This window comes from Bacillus sp. SSR7 (assembly GCF_055902415.1).
The window spans coordinates 541,885-561,788 of the sequence record NZ_JBVVXV010000001.1; the positions used below are offsets into that span (position 1 = coordinate 541,885).

The following is a 19,904-nucleotide window of genomic DNA, read 5'->3' on the forward strand; positions in this document are numbered from 1 at the left end:
ATTTTGATTTTTTTAACAAAGAGTACTTTCTCAATTGATTTATCACCTATCTTTCCATAAAATATAGCCCTTCCTAATACAATTAGGAAGGGCTATATACAAATGCCAGTTCAAATTTCAAACAGACATTATAGCAAACTAGACGATATTAATACCTGCACTTACAAATCCAGCTACTGCAGCTATTGGACTTGCTGCTGTTAATGAAACATATACTAATATCTTATCCCCAGCAACTACTGGAAAATTATAAGCTTGGATTCCTGTTGCTGTAGCACCAACTGCTATTGCAGGAAATGCTGGTGTTAATAATAGAGGTGGCGCCACTGGTGAAAACGTATTACTTGTTGGAGCTGCAACAAATATTTGCATCTGAACTTGAACAGGTGCTAGTGGAGCTAATGCAGCTGTTGCACTAAAGAAACCTGCTAACGACGTAATAATTCCATCACGTGGTGCTACAAATGCATAATCACCTACAATACCTGGCAGTAATGTGAGGTCTCCCCCAATACCTGGAGATATGCCAGGCTGACTAAATCCAAATCCAAGAAGAGTTCCTGTATTAGCTACTAACGCATTAACTAACGCAGCTGGTGTTGTACCTGAAGCGAACGGAATAATAGCTCCGCCACCTGTTGCTCCTGTTGCACCAGTTAAACCTGTTGCACCAGTTAAACCTGTTGCTCCCGTTGGGCCTGTTGCTCCTGTTGGACCTGTTGCTCCTGTTAAGCCTGTTGCTCCTGTTAAGCCTGTTGCTCCAGTGTCCCCTGTTGGACCTGTTGGGCCTGTTGCTCCTGCCCCCGTTGCTCCTGTTGGACCTGTCGCTCCTGTCGCTCCTGTTGCACCAGTTGGACCTGTCGCTCCTGCTCCACCACCTGCACCTGTTGGGCCTGTTGGACCTGTCGCTCCTGTTGCACCAGTTGCTCCTGTTGCTCCTGCTCCTGGAGTAGCACCTATTAATTGAGTTAATAAATTTAATAGAAGTTGTAAACTTGCAGGATCAATAATTAAAGAGAAGAAGAATGGTGCAAGAGCACTGTAGAATTGTTGTAATAAAGAAAGCAATTTGCTTATGTCTGGATTAGGAGATTGGAGTACAGTGATAATACTTTGAATTAATTGTTTTAAGAAATTTCCTTCTGGAGAAGGTGCTAATTCATTTAGTAAGTTCAATAGCTGAGTAAACAAATTGAGTAAAGCTAATCTGTTTGCATCACTTGGATTTGCAAAAAACGCTGCAATTGCCGAAATTAAAGAGTTTAGTAAAGTAATTAATCTACCTAATTGCTCACTAGTAATTGGAACTGTTTGTGGATTGTTACAACATTCTGGAGTGAACACAATCGGATTATTGCAGTTGTTATGACCAAAACAATTGTTATGTGACATTTATTTCCTCCTGACTTGTCTTATAGTTGAGTGTTTTCCTATTCTAAGAACTATAAAAGATCCGATTGAAAAAAATAATTGAGTTATTTTTTTCATTTAAGATAGGAAACATGAATGATAATTAAACTTGAAAGCTTAATTTAATTATGTTCATGACTCACATATTAATTATATGTTTTTAATAATTGACTGCTTAGATTAAACACCTAAACTTAAGAGTTTATTTTATTTTTCCACGTTTATCTCTTAGGTCCAAAAGCACATATTGATGTGCATATAAAAACTCCCATTATCCAATAGCATACGCTCCATAAGTAACAATGCTACCTTTACTAAAATTGTGCTCCTTCTATTATCATGAAGCCGTTTCTATTATCAAAAACTTTCATACAATATATTGGACAAGTTATCCCATACATTGTTCAAAAATAGTTTAGGGAGTGAAAATTAATTGCCAATTATTCAACCATTTATGGCATCTAGAAGATTCACATCTACACTAGGAGCTGGAACCGGAACTGGTGCAGCTTTCGCAATTGCTGCTACAGCTTGTTTAAACGATGCTGGTACTACTGCAACTGCTTTTCCGACTTTTACGTATTACAACTTATATGTAAACGGCATTCTTCAACCTAGTGTGAACTCCAGTGTTACTACTGGACCTACTGGTGCTATTACAATTCCTGGCGGAGATGCATTAGACGGTGGAATTCCAATTACAATCGAATTTATCGTCACTTAGTTTTAACTACTTTAATGTAGAGCAAAAAGACAGATCCTTTTTATTTAAGAATCTGTCTTTTTTAATTAATGATGATAAATTGTAAAATAATTGAAGAACCTTGTGATGGTGGTTGATTATCTAATAAAGTTAGCTGACCAGTACTAACCTGATATAATGGTTGTGGTTGAAGTATTCCATTAATAAACAAATTAATGTACGAAACCTCATCAGGAGATAATATGTGAGTTGTACCATATTGAGCTAGCCCATCTGAATCTGTATATATAAGTTTTTCTCCATCTGAAAAAGTGTAAAATAATAAATTAGTTGTTGTTATGGGGCCAATAACGCCAGTTGGACCTGTTGACCCTGTTGCTCCCGTTAATCCCATTGCTCCTGTTGTTCCTGTTGCTCCCGTTACTCCTGTTGCTCCCGTTGCTCCTGTTGCTCCCGTTACTCCTGTTGCTCCTGTTGTTCCTGTTACTCCCGTTGATCCCATTGCTCCTGTTGTTCCTGTTGTTCCTGTTGTTCCTGTTGCTCCTGTTGCTCCCGTTGATCCCATTGCTCCTGTTGTTCCTGTTGCTCCTGTTGTTCCTGTTGCTCCTGTTGTTCCTGTTGATCCCGTTGGTCCTGTTGCTCCTGTTGATCCCGTTACTCCTGTTGCTCCTGTTGCTCCTGTTGTTCCTGTTGCTCCTGTTGTTCCTGTTGTTCCTGTTGCTCCTGTTGTTCCTGTTGTTCCTGTTGTTCCTGTTATTCCTGTTGTTCCTGTTGTTCCTGTTGCTCCTGTTGCTCCCGTTGATCCTGTTGCTCCCGTTGCTCCCGTTGCTCCCGTTGCTCCCGTTGCTCCCGTTGCTCCTGTTGCTCCCGTTGCTCCTGTTGCTCCTGTTGCTCCCGTTACTCCTGTTGCTCCTGTTGTTCCTGTTGTTCCTGTTGCTCCTGTTGTTCCTGTTGTTCCTGTTGTTCCTGTTGCTCCTGTTGTTCCTGTTGTTCCTGTTGTTCCTGTTATTCCTGTTGTTCCTGTTGTTCCTGTTGTTCCTGTTGTTCCTGTTGCTCCTGTTGCTCCCGTTGCTCCTGTTGCTCCCGTTGGAATATAAATTGGCGGAAGAACCGGAAAAGTAGGTCCAATATTTTCTGGTCTTACCATACCTTTATTCAAAGATAATTTTTCATCGCTATTCAATTTACTACCTCATTTCACATTTTGTTTACTAATTAACAAAATAAAACCTCTATCATTTTAGAAAAATTACATAACTACTTTTTCATACTCAAATGATTTTACATAAAGTAAACTTTTTACCGTTACTACAACTAGTAGTATCAATATAATACAATGATAGTTCCATTCCAAAATACTAAATCGCTACTATTAAACTCTTCGACTCCACTTTCCGGATCTATTTTTTCTCCCGCATTATCAACTTCAAATTATAATAATAATTTAATAATTAATTTAACTGCTGGTAATACAATTTCACTTCAACCATTCGGCCTATTATCCAAAGTTAATTTAGTTGGAGGTGGTTCAACAGGTGCCTCTTTAACAATTATACGAATCGATTAAAAAATGATTCGTTCTTTTTATAATAATCATTCTTAAATGCTAAAATAGTAACTACTAGGTCATTCCTTTAGTTTATATTTTAATAACTTCACGAAAGTGATTATGCAATAAGAAACACTTTGTACTATATTCATAGTACAAAGTATCTATACTAAATTTTCCGTATATACATTATCAATTTACACTCCTCACTACTAATGTTACATTGAATATGAAGATAGTTTCTCAAATGCGAACCATCTCAAAACATATTTGAGAAACATACTCCAATCCTATACGCGAGAGCAACACTATGTTGACACTCAAATGAGTGTCTTTTTTTGGATTATAATAAATAAAAACCATCTCTTATAGATGGTTTTATCATTACGCCTTTCTTTATTTTTAAGGCAGCTGTAAATTTATGAAGTTGAATAATAAATGGTCATACTTAAACGAGTTAGCGTTCTTCCAAAATTATGATAGGAATGCGGTCTATCCGCCTTAAAGCGAATTGCATCCCCACTATTTAATCTATATTGACAATCATTTATTTCAATTGTCAATTCCCCTTCAAACACCGTTATAAATTCTTCGGTCCCTTCTTTATGGCCTTCCGAACTTAATTTTCCTTCTGCTTCAATTTCAACGGAATAAATTTCAAAGTTCCTATCATCTTGGAAAGGAAAAGAAGGATACACTTTATATCTTCCATTGTCTTCAGATAATACTTGAATATCATTTCGTAAAACAACTTTCGTATCCGGTTGCGGATTATTGATTAAGGAAGTAAAAGACACTTTCAAGCCATTCGCAATTTTCCATATCGTTGTTAATGTTGGACTTGACTCTCCTCGTTCAATTTGTCCAACCATCGTTTTACTCACACCTGTTAATTGGGAAACCTTTTCTAAACTTAATTTTTCCTTCTCTCGTATTGTCTTTAAATTTTTCGCCAAAATAAGTTGAATTTCTTCCATAAGAAACACTCCTAAAATATATACAATATAACGACCGTTATGTATAATAAAAAGCACACGTTATATTGTTCTTTTCGGTCATTATAACATACAAAAAAATAGGGGGTTTTGAAATGCCTATATTTTCTTTTTTATTATTTGTTTTTATAAGTAGCTTCACACCCGGACCTAACAATTTTTTAGCTATGACATACGCTAATCAACGTGGTTTAAAAAGGAGTATGCAATTTTGCTTCGGAGTAGCTTTCGGTTTTTTCATCCTCACTTCCTTATGTAGCTTCTTTAATATTGTCCTAATTAATATTCTACCCACAATCGAATTTCCTTTAAAGATCTTTGGTGTAGCATACATGCTATATTTAGCTTTTAAAATACTCACTAGTAAAGCTAGTACAGATCCCGATGAAAAGTATAATAAAAATTTATTTACAGTAGGGATTTTTCTTCAGTTTGTTAACCCTAAAGGGATATTATTCGGACTAACTGTAGTATCAACTTTTATTCTCCCTTATTACAATTCATATTCAAGTTATCTACTTTTTTCATTATTTCTCGGTGTAGTCGGGTTAATGAGTACATTTAGTTGGAGCTTATTTGGTTCCATGTTTCAAAAACTATTATTAAAACATACAAAATCATTTAACATCATCATGGCCGTTTTATTAGTTTTCAGCGCTATTTCAATTGTAATCAATTAAATTCAGATTCTAAATTCTTTTCTTATTAAAAGTATGTTTTACAAATATAGCTGATATGTTCAATGAACATCCTACTTACATTCATTACTTAGTTTTAAGCCGGAATAAAAATTAAAAAAGAGGATTATTCATTATAAGTAAACCTCTTTCTCAGGCCGATTGTTTGTAAATATTCTGTTCCACTAAACTCAAATTTTCACTTAACTTCATACCACCAGCCTCTACGATCAAGGTAATCCGTCATTCCTTTAAGTTGCGCATCCGAAGTTGGTTCAGAGATAAAATATATTAGACCATCAGATTGTAAGATGAAGTTTGCTGTCATTTTTAGGGACGTTAATGCTCCCATTACATCCGGTGTTTCATACGGTGAAAAAGCTCCTGATTGAATGATATTTTTTTAGATGGCGGAGTTGTCCCACCAGATTGACCAGTTAATGCATAAACAATTGAATTTGCAATCTTATCTAGATTCCATTTTGCCATATCTGCTTCATTATCGATAAATCCAAGTTCAATTAAGATTGCAGGTGCTTTCGTATTCGCTAACACATAAAGGTCAAATCGTTCCTTTCCTCCACGATTTGACCAGCCAATATCTTTTGAAAGTTGTGCTGCTATCTTTGCTAATAAAGCTTGTTGATCATAGTAAAGTACTTCCACTCCATTAGCTTTCGTATCATATGAATTTAAGTGAAATGAAACTACTAAGTCTACATCATGTGCGTTTGTTTTTGATACGATATTATGTAAATTTTGTGCCTGCGTTGTCCCTACCTCATCAGTATCATCATAAACTGTATGCCCTAATACTCTTAATTTAGCAACAACTGCATCCTTAACTTGGCGATCCATAATGTGTTCTTTCCGATTCCCATAATTCGCGCCTTGTACAATACTGTTATGACCTGCATGTAAACTATATCTAGCCATTCCCCCCCCCTTTTTTATTAATATATTCAAAGCTAGTCTTATTGTCCGGTTAAATATCCAGTACAACACTTACAAATAATAAATAGGGCGCTAATCTATTTTTTTATGCATAAATCAAAAATAATACCCTCAATCCATACTTTAAGTTGCGGCCTCTGCTTTTTATCATTTATTTTAAAATCTTTTTATAATAATACAGAAAAATACGCTATAATATAAGTTATTGTTCTTTAGGAGGGGTTTAATGGCTGATAAGTATAAATTTTTAATTCTTGTTGTTACAGCATTTTTTTCTTTCTTTTCCTTAATAAAAGATTTCCGTAACACTTCAAAATGTTTCTTTTGGGGAAGCTTTGCAATCCTAACAAGCTTTATATTATTATTAACACATGCTTTAGAGTTAACTCCAATACTTCTCCATTCAGCCCAGATAGCTCTTGAGATTATTACAATACCTCGTAAATTATTGTTCCCGTCTGGCACTGAAGTTGCTAGTATTTGCTAACAAAGTATTTTCATTTTCTTGTGCATGCCAAAATATATTTTGGCAAATTTGACACACATTTATATCAAACAAGCATATTTTAATGTATAGTGACTATCTAATAATACAAATTTTAAATTTTTATAAGGTCTTTTTATTTTTAATTAAAAATCTACAACATTCTAAAACAGTATGCACATAATATCCTCAATTCCCTTTTTCGACATGAAACTTGTCTCAGAGCGCCTTTAACAGCGCTCTTTATCTTTTAAAAAAGACTATATTAAAAATTAACACCTACAGTCACAATAACTATTCACTATTTTCAAAATAAGTTGCATTAATAATATAGAAATGAAATACGCATAAAAATTATTACTTTACTATTTCTTTAAACATACTAGTGAGGTGATTTTGATAGGTTATCAAAACAAAGATATATTCATTAACTTTCCGCTTTTAGATATTAACCGTATTATTCTCCCACATTCCCCTACTGGCTCTACTGGACCTACCGGGGCTACTGGGGCTACCGGTTCCACCGGACCTACTGGCTCTACCGGTTCCACTGGATCTACTGGCTCTACTGGGGCTACCGGTTCCACCGGACCTACTGGCTCTACCGGTTCCACTGGATCTACTGGCTTCACTGGTTCCACCGGGCCTACTGGCTTCACTGGTTTCACCGGGCCTACTGGCTTCACTGGTTTCACCGGGCCTACTGGCTTCACTGGTTCCACCGGGGCTACTGGCTTCACTGGTTCCACCGGGCCTACTGGCTCCACTGGAACTACTGGGGCTACCGGTTCCACTGGATCTACCGGGGCTACTGGTTCCACTGGGCCTACCGGGGCGGCTAGTGTAGGATTAACAAACTATCTATATGTTTTTGATACTACTAACCAAACAATTGCAGTGGGAAGTAGTGTTACTTTTAACACAAATGGACCTATAACAGGAACTGCCCTTAGCCACATCACAGGTACTGGAAATATTATAATTAATACACTAGGAACATATGTAGCAGAGTTTCAATTACAAGCTTCTCGTGAAAACCAATTCTCCTTTGCACTAAATGGCACACCAATTCCAGGTGGGCGCTTTGGTACAGGGTCACCACATACAATCAATCAAGGTACTGCTGCTTTTACCGTAACAGTTGTTCCTTCAACATTGACTTTAATAAATAACACCTCTTCAACAGGTACTGTCACTCTCTCAAATAATGATGGTGGCTCTTTAACAAATGTATCTGCAAGTATAAGTATTTTTCAGGTCGGATAATTAATTTGGTTAGAAAAGTAATTCATAAAGTTTACAAATATAAAAAATGAGGTTTCTCTTTTCTAGAGAAACCTCATTTTTTATATTAAATTTTAAACTGACTCGTATACAGATCAAAGTAAAACCCTCTATCTTCCATGAGAGATTCATGGTTCCCTTTTTCTAAAATACTTCCATCTTTTATAACAAGGATTTGATCTGCTTTCTCAATCGTTTTCAGTCGATGAGCGATTACGAAACTTGTTCTACCTCTCATTAAATTGTTTAGTCCTTCTTGTATTTGTAATTCTGTTCTCGTATCAATATTAGAGGTTGCTTCGTCGAGAATTAATATATCTGCATCTGCTAAAATTGCCCGTGCAATCGCAAGAAGTTGTTTTTGTCCTTGACTTAAATTCGATCCTTCTGAAGCAATTTTCGTTTCATATTGATTCGGTAAATGTTTTATAAAAGAATGTGCAGATGCTGCCTTAGCTGCATTGATTACTTCTTCATCACTAGCATCTAATCGACCATAACGTATATTATCCATAATCGTCCCAGCAAATAAATACGTATCTTGTAAAACTACTCCTATTTTACTTCGCAACGAATTCATATCATATTCTTTTATGTTTTTTCCATCAATATGAATTTGACCTTGCTGTATATCGTAAAAGCGCGTTAGCAAATTAATGATTGTTGTTTTGCCCGATCCAGTTGGACCTACTAAAGCAATTGTCTCCCCTGGCCGCGCTTTAAGACTCACTTCTTTTAAAATCGTTTTATTTTCCTCATACCCAAATGAAACATTCTCGAGTGCAACATGTCCTTGTAAATTTTGTACAACGAATGCATCTTTTTTATTTTTGATTTCCGGTACTTCATCCATAATTTCAAAGACACGTTCCCCACCAGCAACTGCCGCTTGAATCGTATTCATTAAAGTTGCGAATTGACTGAGTGGTCTTGAGAATTGACGAGAATAATTAATAAAAGCTGCAATGACACCTACTGTTGTCATTCCATTTAAAACCATTACTGACCCAGTCCCAATTACAAGTCCCATACCTAAATTGTTAATAAAGTTCATACTCGGAAAAATAAAAGCTGAAAATGTATCCGCCTTCGTTGCAGAAACTCTTAGCTGTTCATTAATTTTATTGAAATTTTGTACGGTTTCTTTTTCTTTCCCATATAACGTTGTAACATCCGCACCTGTTATAGCTTCCTCAATAAATCCATTTAATTCCCCTAAATCTTTTTGACGCTTTGCAAAGTTTTTACCACTATAAGCAACTAATTTTTTTGTAACGAAAAACATAATAGGTACTGTAATTAAAGTAACAATCGCTAAAATCCAATCTAATGCGAACATCGCAATCGTCACACCTATAAAAGTTAGCGCTGATGAAATAATTTGTACAATACTTTGTGTCAACGCTTGATTTAAATTATCTATATCATTTGTTACACGACTCATTAAATCCCCTTGAGAACGTACATCAAAGAACCGTAAAGAAAGCGTTTGGATTTTCTCAAAAATATCTTGTCGTATTTTTTGTATCGTTTTTAATGCAACATTAACCATTACAAATGTTTGTAACCAAGTTAATAATACTGTTACAGCATAAATCGCGATAAGTATCAAACACATTCTCGCCGTACCGCTTAAATCTTTCGGTACAATATATTGATCGATAATTACTCCCATTAAATACGGACCTAACAACCCAAGTAACGTCGTAACAAACACTAAGAATATAACGAACGTAAGGGCAGCCTTTTGGTAGCCCATATAGTTCCATACTCTCATCACAGTTCCTTTCGTATTTTTAGCCTTCCCCATCTTTGGTGAGTTACGCCCACCTTTATTAGCAAATTGTCCTTGAAAATTACGCATGTTCTTTCCCACCTTCTTTATATAAATTACCACCTTGGGAAAGATAGATTTCTTTATATACCTCACATTGTTCTAACAGTTCTTCATGTGTACCATCACCAACTAATTCACCGTTATCTAAAACGAGAATTTTATCTGAATCTATTATAGATGAGATTTTAGAAGCGATTAATAATGTTGTTGTTCCTATATACTCTGTTCTTAATGCCGATTGAATGTTAGATTCTGATTTTGCATCCACTGCTGATGTAGAATCATCTAATATAAGAATGGATGGCTTTCTCACAAGCGCCCTTGCAATTGATACACGTTGTTTTTGGCCACCTGACAAATTCGTCGCACCTTGTGTTAAATGATATTGATATGAATCTTCCAGCTTGTTAATAAACTCAGTCGCACAAGCTGATGAAGCTGCTACTTTCAATTCGTCATTTGATGCATCTTCTTTACCGTAACGTAAATTCTCTTCTATGCTACCAGAAAACAACAATGCCTTTTGAGGTACAAACCCGATTGACGCACGAAGTTTTTGTAAATCATACGCCTTAACATTTATTCCATCAATGCATATTTCTCCTTGATCAACATCGTATAAGCGCGGTAATAATTTTGCTAAAGTAGATTTACCACTCCCTGTAGAACCAATAATCCCTATTTTTTCACCTTTACTTATGCAAAATGAAATATCTTTTAAAACATATTCATTATTTTTCGTGTAACTATAACTAACATTTTTAAATTCAATTTGTCCCTCAATTTGCTTAGGTGCAAGCGCATTTTTGGGGGTCATAATATCAACGTCAGTATTTAAAACTTGCTGTACACGATCCGCTGACGGAAATGCTCGCGCGATTTGCATAAATACCATACTTATAGACATAAGTGACATTAAAATAATATTCAAATAGTTTATAAACGCTAATATAGCCCCTACTTGAAGGGTCCCATTAAATACTTTCTCTCCACCAACCCATAATGTTGCGACAATTCCGCCACTTACAACTAACATAATGATTGGCATCATTAAGGAAATAAGCTGCACCGCTCGAATATTTATCTTCGTTAAATTTGTATTGACATTTCCAAACTGATTAATTTCATATTTTTGTCTTACATACGCTTTAATCACACGTACTCCAGATAAATTTTCTTGTAACTTTGTATTCACTTTATCTAATGCTTCTTGCACTTTTCTGAACGTCCCGCTTGCTTTACTCGCAATGAATATAATCGCAAGTAATAAAATTGGAACGACTACGAGTAATATAGGAAATAACTCACGCGCTGTCATAAAAACAATTATTATACTTCCGATAAATAACAAAGGACCACGAACAAGAACACGTAATGTCATCGTCATCGCCGATTGAATAGAAGTAATATCATTTGTCACAATTGTTAATAACTTTCCAGTTCCAAACGAATCACGATTTTCACTAGAAAATGTTTCTATTTTCGCAAACACATCTTTTCGTATGTCAGTAGCGAAATTAACAGCTGCTTTTGTAGAATACATCATACACCCAAGTCCTCCAACTAAACCGAGTGCTGCAGCTCCTATCATAAGAAGTCCCATTTTTATTACATAATTCATATCCCGATTTGCTATCCCAACATCAATAATATGTTGCATAATAGTCGGTTGAATTAAGTCCATCGCAACCTCAAGTACCATAAATAGTGGTCCAATAATAGCGAAGAACATGTATGGTTTTAAATACTGTAATAATTTGCGAAATGATTTCATACATAATCTCCTTTTCCCATGAAATTACCACTGAATAATTCATATCCCCCCTTATTTAAGCGATATAGTTTGTAATTTCTTTCTTACTTTTATTATATTATGTAAATTAATATTTAACATTATTAAATGATAATCATTAATGACTTTTCGTTCAATAAATGTGCTTTGTATTATATAAATACAAAAACCGCATTCTTAATAAAAAGAATACGGTTTTTTATCTATATTTTTTCAGTTGTAAAATTTAAAAACTCAGTCTCAAATCCATTATTTTTAGAAGGACTACACGTGTAAAAGCCTATTTTAATAGGCCCATTTCCTATATCCTCCATCAAATGAGCGATTCTTATTTGTTCCCATTGGTGGATCTTCTTCACATATATTGTATAATCACCACGTTTACGAACAATTCGAAAACGAAGTTGCTCGTTAGCTAATTCTGTTGGAAAGTCTTGTGTGGACCAATCGGAATATCCATTATTTGTTACGACAGCTCCTAAATGAGATGGACCATCTGGAATATATTCTAATGAAGTTTTCAACCAACTCTTTTCCGAAATCATAACAAAAAGACCCGCTTGATCGAATTTTGAATTTGGATTCATACGCAATTGAACTTCAGCTTGAAAGTCTGCCATCGTCTCTGTATAAAATACATGACCATTCATTACTTCGAATCCATAATGTGTTTTAAGCCAAAAATCTGTTTCGGCTTTCGAGCGGACAATAAGCGCATGATTGTTATTAAGCTTATAATATTCAGGTACATTCATTATAGTAAGTTGCTCAATATGTTCTGGTATATGTGATATTTTCATAGTTCCTCCATAATAAAGCATCTATATGCACATTTAAAATTCTACTAATACTGGGAATTTATAACCTTTTAAATCCAACTCTCTATTACTTCGAACCATTAAATACTTACTTGACTGTAATTCTTTAAACTGTACATCCTCAACCCCTAATTGATCTGGAGAGAAGTAAAATTCGATTTCTGTAAATCTTTCAGCAATTTCCCCGCATATTTCATCTAAAACTGGAATTACTGGTGCAAATACTCCATATAATTTCAACTTTTCATTATCTACTTCATACACAATTAGAGTATCTAGTTTCTCTGAATAATACAATTTTTCATTCCATTTCGAATCATACATATTCAAATAAAACGAAGGATGGAAGTTTAATGTTGAAAAATTATTTGAAAGTCTTTGGCTACTTTCTATAGTTTCATGTATTAACTTTCTATCCTCTTCCATATAATAATCTAGCTCTCTAAGTGAGAAATCATTATTATTCTTTTGATCATATGGAATAGTCATCAAATATTCCTGCACAACTTTAAAACCAAATGATGCATATAGTTCAGGTTTTTCCGTAAACAATAATATACATTCACATGTCTTATCAATTTCTTCTATCATTTTACTCATTAATTGTGTCATGAGTCCTTGTCTACGAAAATTAGGGTGCGTCATTACCGATTGAATGGCCGCTGCATTTATTCTTTCACCATTTACTAGCAATGGTAGCGAGAATGCCGCAACATTTGCAATAGCTTTATCGTCATGTAAAAATGTTAAAGCTTTGTATGTATCATCCCAATAACCTCTCTCTGAAAAATCATTCAATGTTTGAATTGTAATTCCAAACACTTCTTCAAATAAAGGAAATAACTGCTCTCTTTTCGGTTCTTCTAAAAGAAGTTTTTCAAAATTTTCAACATTCCCCATGTTGTCCCTCCATACGTTAATTCCATCCAATTAGATATAGTTGTAGAACCTACCCTTAAAGTAATAGGTCTTACCAATCAATATACTATCATAAAATATAAAAAAAGAGTCTAATTAATTTTATGTTTTGACTATTCGAAAATAAGTCGAATAAAACAATATTAGGATTTTTGGATATTAATGAGTTTATTATATAAAAATAGTGCTTTCTACTTCGTTTTTACTCATAGAAATACACCATTTATAAAAAAATATTTTTTATTATTTTTTCCCTTCCAGTCTCTCCTTCGTATTAATTTTTTCTCCACTTATACGCTTTTCAAAAGACTTTCTCCAACTACTTGAAAGCGCATTTACTTCTAATATCCTTTTTACCCCTTCAATATTTTGCTTTTCCTTGTGCATGATACGGTTAGCAAAAGCTAATGAAACACCTTTTGGATCAGACTGTAGTCTTTTTAAAGTATCGACTGATGATACCCATCCTTCTTTTAATACACGAAAATAAAATCCTGTATATCCTGTTTCTTGAAAATATAGTGGTAACTTTGGAATATTATATTTTTTTGCTAATTTAAAACAAGGTTGCCTTGGTTGTGTTACCTGCACGATTGCCTGTCCAAGCTCAAACGTATCACCAATACAAACATCCTCTTCGCGCATACCACTAACTGTTATATTTTCTCCGAAAGCCCCATATACAAGATTTTGATTCAACTCTTTTTCCCAGTATGGATAGTGATCACCAGTATAAACACAAACTGCTTTATCTACTCCTCCATGATGAACTAAGTCAGCTTGTCCATCCCCATTAAATTTTACAAAAGATAAATATACTGGTTCCTTTACTTGTTTCTTATTTATGCCTGTATGAATTACTTTTCCGCCGTATGTAACCTCTTTTGGTAATCCTATATTTAAAGATAATAATTGAAATTCATTAGCCATTCTATTTCCTCCTTTAAAGGTGTTACATGTATTTTCTCTTGGTTAATTTTTACAACCCTCTCTGTTATATAAAGATGATTATATAACCTCTAAAATCATTGTTCAATTCAATTATTTATATAATAATGATAGGTATAACCTATTATTATACTTGAGGTGATTCCAATCGAATTACGACAACTTGAATACTTTTTAGCTGTTTCAAAAGAATTACATTTCACAAAAGCAGCTGAGAAATTAAATATTTCACAGCCTTCACTAAGTCAACAAATACGTGCATTAGAGCATGAAGTAGGAATGCCACTTTTCGATCGAATTGGTAAAAAAATATCTTTAACTGAAGCAGGGAAGATTTTATTATTACATAGTAAAACCATTTTTCATGAAGTCGAACAAGCTCGTTCAGCTATTCAAGACCTAAACGGATTACAGCAAGGTTCTTTAACAATAGGGGCTTTGTTAACCGTCGTAAATTATTTACTACCGACAGCTATTTTAAATTTCAATAATTTATATCCCAATATAGAGCTTTCTGTATTAGGGCTTCGTACTGGAGATATTCGTGGAAAATTATTACAAAACAAACTAGATATTGGAATTACATTTCTCCCGGTGCAAGATAAAGAGATTATCTCTATCCCTCTATACAAAAGCGACCTTACATTAGTCGTGCCCACTGGTCATCGATTGGCTCAACGTAATCATGTATCTATTGCTGAATTACAGAACTACCCTTTAATTCTTTTACCTAAAAATTTCTTTTTAACCGAACTAATTACATCTCATTGTCAAAAATTCAACTTTAAACCAAGACCAATGTTAGAAATTAGCACGATGGAATCTTTAATCCAAATGGTTTCCAAAGGAATGGGAATTACAGTTTTACCCAAACCATATATAGACTTTTTACAAAATAAAAACATTCAAGCTATTAAAATAGAAAACCCTACTCCAACAATTGAAATAGGACTAATTTATAGAAAAGATAAATATATGTGTGCTGCAACCCGAGAATTTATTGAACAACTAAAAAGCACCGTACGTTCTTTCTAAAAATAAACAAAAGAGATTATCCTATGAAACCGTTTCACAACGATCTAGTAGAATAATCTCTTTTCAAAACAAAGTAAACATTATATTTAAACTCTTTTAAATTTTAATGTATCTTTTTAGATATTGGAATATATTTAGTAAAATATGCACCAACTAGCAATAATACAATTGAAAATAACCAAGTTAAAGCACCGCCAAAATGAAACCAATATGCAAACATATTTAAGATTGCGAGTGAAAAGAAGCAAATAGAAGTTAACGCACTTTTCAATCCTTTTATCCCGGATTTTTTTCTCTTTTGATAAGCCATATACATCGCAATGACAAGAAAAAAGATAAGAACAAATGGTAAAATAGCTTTTAGCATTTGTAATCCCTCCAGTATAAATGCACTCTTCATATTACCATCTTATCCCATTTATTTTTTAGGAATCAATTTTTTCTTATCTTCCCTCCAAAAGTCAGTATAAGTTTTATTTTTAAAGTTCACGTTCACCTCAGAAAACGGCATGCTTCCTCCAACTTTCAATGAGTACCAGTCGTTTAAAAGTGGTGATCCAAAACAAATCTTCATTGTACGATCATGTAAATCGAATAATACAGAATGTAAAGTTCCAAACCATTCTTCATAATTATGTACTGTCAGCCCAGTAGGATACTCTTTTTCTACTAATCCTTTTAAAGACTCCAGACTCACTAGTTCATTTCGATTTAAATATTCATGCAATGTGTGGTATCTGTTTGTAGATTGTTCTAATCTTCTATTACTCAGTTTTTGAATAGGTAAACTAATTGCATGGTTTGTTGAGACGATAAAGTCTTGGCTTTCCTCATCAATTGAAGTTATTGATTTATACCCGTCAAATATTTCAATACGCGCTGCGTCTAATGGATCTGCTACAATTAGATTAATATTACTTGCTATTGGTATTTCATCTATTAATGATTTCGCCTCCTGCACATTTTTGCATTTCTCCAATAACACTCGAATGACCGCAAAACATTGTAAACCCCTTACCGCTGGCTTTCTTAAACCCGCAATATTTCCTACCGGTTGGCCACATGCTGAAAATGTAACAGATAATCCATGCTCATTAACTCCTTCCGTTCGGCCAAAATATTGAGTAGAAAAGCCACTATGTGCATACGCACCTTCAACATGAGTTGAACAAAAACGCATATCATCTATTTTTGGTGACAAATCATAATTTCTTAATACATATGTGTGTTTTGAATCTGTCTTTTTAGGTAATACCACACAATGACTACATCCTGCTTTTAATAACGTTTGATAATAATACATCATATTTTTAGTAGGAATTTTCAACACTTCACAAAAACCTTCAATTTCTTCATTAATTCCAGAACAATATTGATTTAATATATTTCTAGATTCTGTCCAATGGTTATGCGATATTAAGTTTTCTTGCTGTATAAATTGCGGAACAAGATAAGAATGCTGTTTTACAAATTCACCTTGTTGCTTACCGATTTCATAATGACTTCCTTTGAGCGATGAAAAATACCCCTTTACTTGATACATCTAATTGCCCCTTATTGAATTTATCCATATCGTACCAAATAAACTTTATAAATTCTTGATGTTTTTTACTGTCTTTCAAATCAAATGCGGCTGGGATAAAGTAAAAAATTATAAAAATAAAAACTAGGAAACTGTAATCATGAACAGTTCCCTAGTTTCCTTAATACTAAATGATTCCCTCTTCCACCATCGTTTCTGCAATTTGAACCGAGTTCCACGCCGCACCTTTTAATAAATTATCGGAGACAATCCAAAGATGGAATCCGTTTGGCATATCAGGATCTTTTCTAATTCTTCCGACAAATGTATCTATTTTCCCTTCTGCATATAATGGCATTGGATACAGCTGTTCACTAGGGTTATCTTGCAAAATAACACCTGGTGCATCAAGCAGTACTTCTTTAATTTCTGCAACAGTTACTTCTTTTTCAAGTTCTATATAAACCGCTTCTGAATGACCTGATACAACCGGAACGCGCACACAAGTAGCTGCCATTTTCAAGTTGGGGTCTTCTAAAATCTTTTTTGTTTCTTGAATCATCTTTACTTCTTCAAAGGTGAAATCATTATCCGTAAATATATCTACTTGAGGAAGTACATTAAATGCAATTGGATAATGTTTTTTATCTTTTTTCGCTGGTAATATAGTACTCTCCACTTCTTCACCTGCAAGTATTGACTTAGCCTGTTCTTTTAATTCTTGAATCGCATGAATACCAGAACCCGATACAGCTTGATAAGTTGAAACGATAATTCGTTCTAATCCGAATACTTTTCGTATTGGCTGAAGAGCTGTTACCATCTGTAATGCTGAACAATTCGGAACTGCTATTATACCTTTATGTTCCTTTAAAGTGTGCGCATTTACTTCCGGAACAACAAGAGGTACATCAGGTGCCATTCGGTATTCACTAGTGTTGTCAATTACGATTGCACCGCTAGAGACAGCTTGATTTACAAATTGTCTAGAAACTTCTCCCCCAGCGCTAAAAAAGGCAATATCTACCCCTTCAAAGCTATTTATTTTTGCTTCTTGTATAATGATCTCTCGCCCTTTAAATTGTACTGTCTTACCAGCCGATCTTTTTGACGAAAGTAACGTAACTTCAGCTATATTAAACTTTGTTTCTTTTTCTAACAGTTCAATAATTTTCTGACCTACTGCACCCGTAGCCCCAACAACAGCTACATGATAGCCCTTTTCACTCATCTTTTCTCCTCCAATGTTAAATGAATAAATATTTCTACAATTTCATTTTATAAGGAATTTAATCATTTGGAAAATTGAAATACGTGATATAATCATTCACAAATCATGATAATAAAAGAGGGATAGTTTATGGAAATGAGACATGTGAAAACTTTTTGTGCCATCGTTAAGTATGGTAGCTTTTCTAAAGCTGCTCATGCGTTAGGTTATGCGCAATCTACTGTAACAGCGCATATGAAAGCATTAGAAAACGATTTACACCTCCCTCTTTTTGATCGATTAGGGAAAAAAATACTTCTTACAAAAGCAGGTCATCAATTTCATCCTTATGCTTTAGAATTACTTGCAATTTATGAAAAAGCGCAAGAAATCCCTCAAAATACCGATCAATTAGAAGGTACATTAAGTATTACATCAAACGAATCATTAGCAGTCTACCGTTTACCACAATTATTACGTACTTACAAACAGAAAAATCCGAAAGTAAATATCGTACTTGAAACAAATACAAATGAACAAGCATTACAAAAATTACGTGAAGGAGAAACAGACATTGTCTTCATAATTGGAGAATGTATAGAACATAACGATTTTATTACGCGTACATTTAGTAATGAAACATTTGGATGGATTTTACCACCTCATTATTCTACACAATCTAATCCGTTTTGTTTATTAAAGGATACTCAGTTTATTTTTACTGAACAATGCTGCGGTTATAGACCAATGGTAGATCGTTTTTTACGTCAAAGCGGGAATATTCCAGCTAAAACATTTGAAACTTCCAACGTTGAAGTTATTAAACAATCCGTTATGTGTGAGTTAGGAATTTCAATTCTTCCTTACATCGTTGTACAAGAAAGTTGTCAAAAAGAGCAACTCTGTTTTCAGCCTATCGAAACGCCAACAGTTATTCAAAGCCATGTAATTTATCATAAATCTAGATGGATTTCACCCGTTTTACAATCGTTTCTTTCCTTACTAGAGAAAAACTAAAAAGTGCACAGAAAAAAGAGTAACTGCCTAAAAAGCAATTACTCTCTTCCCATATTATCTTATTTATTAGCCTGTCCCCCACCTACAATTAATTGACTCCCCGAATATGTACCTTTTTGCATAAACACTTGATTAATTAACTCTTTTTGTTCCGCTTCTGACATTACCCCTTTTCCTTCGCCTAAATTCCCGCTTTGTAATTTCCAAATCTGATTGTGATCCGCATCCATTTTTTCATATTTCCCTTGTTTCCATCTCTCTAAAATATCTGCATATGTTTTTCCTTGTACTAGATCATTGCTCTTTACAATATCAAGTAAACTTTCAATACGTTCTTGTGTAATAAAAATATAGCCCCACTTTTGATCAGCTTTCGTTTTTTGATGTGCCATTTCATGTAACGCTGTCTGTATGTTCTCATCTGTCCATTTAAAATTTTTATTAAAGCCGCTATTTAGTAATGAATGATTGCCATTTTCTAAAACCTTTGCATCTTCAGCTTTTACATTACTATCAGCCAGCACTTCTGCTGCTGGAGCAGCTGGTGATGCCTTTTTCGCAGCAGGTTTACTATTATTCAAATAATACAGCATACCATATGTTAAACCTACTCCAATTACCGCCATGCCAGCTATAATTCCAATTATTTTAAAGAATGTTTTCATCTTGCTTGTTTCCTCCCGCATATCCCATTCATAATATCTATTTATCAAAAACAGATGCAGTATCTCTTTTTTCGCTGCTTACTACA

18 protein-coding genes and 2 pseudogenes are annotated in these 19,904 nt (G+C 34.3%); 7 read left to right on the forward strand and 13 right to left on the reverse strand.

Annotation, left to right across the window (positions count from 1 at the left end):
- Nucleotides 1-138 precede the first annotated feature (138 nt).
- Nucleotides 139-1,392 (reverse strand): exosporium glycoprotein BclB-related protein, encoded by a 1,254-nt coding sequence (locus tag AC0NJG_RS02675; protein ID WP_190240629.1) that lies wholly within the window; start codon nucleotides 1,390-1,392, stop codon nucleotides 139-141.
- A 451-nt stretch (nucleotides 1,393-1,843) separates the two neighbouring features.
- Between AC0NJG_RS02675 and AC0NJG_RS02680 the strand changes: the two genes are divergently transcribed.
- Entirely contained in the window at nucleotides 1,844-2,134 is a 291-nt protein-coding gene (locus tag AC0NJG_RS02680) for a DUF4183 domain-containing protein (RefSeq protein ID WP_001121647.1), read from the forward strand.
- Between the two features lie 61 nt (nucleotides 2,135-2,195).
- On the opposite strand, the gene AC0NJG_RS02685 is transcribed toward AC0NJG_RS02680, so the two are convergent.
- Nucleotides 2,196-3,296, reverse strand: coding sequence for a DUF4183 domain-containing protein (locus AC0NJG_RS02685; protein ID WP_474062820.1), 1,101 nt, complete (start codon nucleotides 3,294-3,296; stop codon nucleotides 2,196-2,198).
- A 150-nt stretch (nucleotides 3,297-3,446) separates the two neighbouring features.
- Here AC0NJG_RS02685 and AC0NJG_RS02690 point away from each other — a divergent pair.
- Nucleotides 3,447-3,680, forward strand: a pseudogene (locus AC0NJG_RS02690) (BclA C-terminal domain-containing protein); the annotation flags it as partial.
- A gap of 401 nt (nucleotides 3,681-4,081) precedes the next feature.
- On the opposite strand, the gene AC0NJG_RS02695 reads toward AC0NJG_RS02690, so the two are convergent.
- Nucleotides 4,082-4,696, reverse strand: coding sequence for a helix-turn-helix domain-containing protein (locus AC0NJG_RS02695; RefSeq protein ID WP_140168720.1), 615 nt, complete (start codon nucleotides 4,694-4,696; stop codon nucleotides 4,082-4,084).
- 56 nt (nucleotides 4,697-4,752) lie between these two features.
- On the opposite strand from AC0NJG_RS02695, the gene AC0NJG_RS02700 reads away from it, so the two are divergent.
- On the forward strand, nucleotides 4,753-5,337 hold the full coding sequence (locus AC0NJG_RS02700; protein WP_087952540.1) for a LysE family transporter: 585 nt from the start codon (nucleotides 4,753-4,755) through the stop codon (nucleotides 5,335-5,337).
- A gap of 196 nt (nucleotides 5,338-5,533) precedes the next feature.
- On the opposite strand, the pseudogene AC0NJG_RS02705 reads toward AC0NJG_RS02700, so the two are convergent.
- A pseudogene (locus tag AC0NJG_RS02705) lies at nucleotides 5,534-6,270 on the reverse strand (N-acetylmuramoyl-L-alanine amidase).
- Nucleotides 6,271-6,514: 244 nt separating this feature from the next.
- Here AC0NJG_RS02705 and AC0NJG_RS02710 point away from each other — a divergent pair.
- On the forward strand, nucleotides 6,515-6,775 hold the full coding sequence (locus AC0NJG_RS02710; protein WP_087952536.1) for a hypothetical protein: 261 nt from the start codon (nucleotides 6,515-6,517) through the stop codon (nucleotides 6,773-6,775).
- 417 nt (nucleotides 6,776-7,192) lie between these two features.
- Nucleotides 7,193-8,038, forward strand: a complete 846-nt coding sequence (locus AC0NJG_RS02715; protein ID WP_474062880.1) for a collagen-like protein — start codon at nucleotides 7,193-7,195, stop codon at nucleotides 8,036-8,038.
- Between the two features lie 85 nt (nucleotides 8,039-8,123).
- Here the strand turns inward: AC0NJG_RS02715 and AC0NJG_RS02720 are convergent, their stop codons facing one another.
- The 5 genes from AC0NJG_RS02720 to AC0NJG_RS02740 form a co-directional block, all read right to left on the reverse strand.
- Nucleotides 8,124-9,920, reverse strand: coding sequence for an ABC transporter ATP-binding protein (locus AC0NJG_RS02720; protein WP_474062821.1), 1,797 nt, complete (start codon nucleotides 9,918-9,920; stop codon nucleotides 8,124-8,126).
- Nucleotides 9,913-11,667, reverse strand: coding sequence for an ABC transporter ATP-binding protein (locus AC0NJG_RS02725; RefSeq protein ID WP_087952530.1), 1,755 nt, complete (start codon nucleotides 11,665-11,667; stop codon nucleotides 9,913-9,915). Before AC0NJG_RS02725 ends, AC0NJG_RS02720 begins: the two co-directional genes overlap by 8 nt.
- Nucleotides 11,668-11,888: 221 nt before the next feature.
- Nucleotides 11,889-12,485, reverse strand: a complete 597-nt coding sequence (locus tag AC0NJG_RS02730) for a DUF1349 domain-containing protein (RefSeq protein ID WP_474062822.1) — start codon at nucleotides 12,483-12,485, stop codon at nucleotides 11,889-11,891.
- Between the two features lie 33 nt (nucleotides 12,486-12,518).
- The gene (locus AC0NJG_RS02735; RefSeq protein ID WP_087952527.1) at nucleotides 12,519-13,403 is read right to left on the reverse strand and encodes a GNAT family N-acetyltransferase; all 885 of its coding nucleotides are present in this window, start codon (nucleotides 13,401-13,403) and stop codon (nucleotides 12,519-12,521) included.
- Between the two features lie 261 nt (nucleotides 13,404-13,664).
- Nucleotides 13,665-14,351 (reverse strand): MOSC domain-containing protein, encoded by a 687-nt coding sequence (locus tag AC0NJG_RS02740; protein WP_474062823.1) that lies wholly within the window; start codon nucleotides 14,349-14,351, stop codon nucleotides 13,665-13,667.
- A 156-nt stretch (nucleotides 14,352-14,507) separates the two neighbouring features.
- Here AC0NJG_RS02740 and AC0NJG_RS02745 point away from each other — a divergent pair, with 156 nt between their 5' ends.
- Nucleotides 14,508-15,404: a LysR family transcriptional regulator gene (locus AC0NJG_RS02745; RefSeq protein WP_087952523.1), complete on the forward strand. Its 897-nt coding sequence runs from the start codon at nucleotides 14,508-14,510 to the stop codon at nucleotides 15,402-15,404.
- Nucleotides 15,405-15,507: 103 nt separating this feature from the next.
- On the opposite strand, the gene AC0NJG_RS02750 is transcribed toward AC0NJG_RS02745, so the two are convergent.
- The 3 genes from AC0NJG_RS02750 to AC0NJG_RS02760 form a co-directional block, all read right to left on the reverse strand.
- On the reverse strand, nucleotides 15,508-15,771 hold the full coding sequence (locus AC0NJG_RS02750) for a hypothetical protein (protein WP_087952520.1): 264 nt from the start codon (nucleotides 15,769-15,771) through the stop codon (nucleotides 15,508-15,510).
- A gap of 51 nt (nucleotides 15,772-15,822) precedes the next feature.
- Entirely contained in the window at nucleotides 15,823-16,947 is a 1,125-nt protein-coding gene (locus tag AC0NJG_RS02755) for a C45 family autoproteolytic acyltransferase/hydolase (RefSeq protein ID WP_087952517.1), read from the reverse strand.
- Nucleotides 16,948-17,113: 166 nt separating this feature from the next.
- The gene (locus tag AC0NJG_RS02760; RefSeq protein WP_001290624.1) at nucleotides 17,114-18,157 is read right to left on the reverse strand and encodes an aspartate-semialdehyde dehydrogenase; all 1,044 of its coding nucleotides are present in this window, start codon (nucleotides 18,155-18,157) and stop codon (nucleotides 17,114-17,116) included.
- 129 nt (nucleotides 18,158-18,286) lie between these two features.
- Between AC0NJG_RS02760 and AC0NJG_RS02765 the strand changes: the two genes are divergently transcribed.
- On the forward strand, nucleotides 18,287-19,153 hold the full coding sequence (locus tag AC0NJG_RS02765; protein ID WP_087952515.1) for a LysR family transcriptional regulator: 867 nt from the start codon (nucleotides 18,287-18,289) through the stop codon (nucleotides 19,151-19,153).
- Nucleotides 19,154-19,212: 59 nt separating this feature from the next.
- Here AC0NJG_RS02765 and AC0NJG_RS02770 read toward each other — a convergent pair whose 3' ends face one another.
- Complete coding sequence (locus tag AC0NJG_RS02770) at nucleotides 19,213-19,818, reverse strand: PRK06770 family protein (RefSeq protein WP_087952513.1); 606 nt, start codon at nucleotides 19,816-19,818, stop codon at nucleotides 19,213-19,215.
- Nucleotides 19,819-19,904 lie beyond the last annotated feature (86 nt).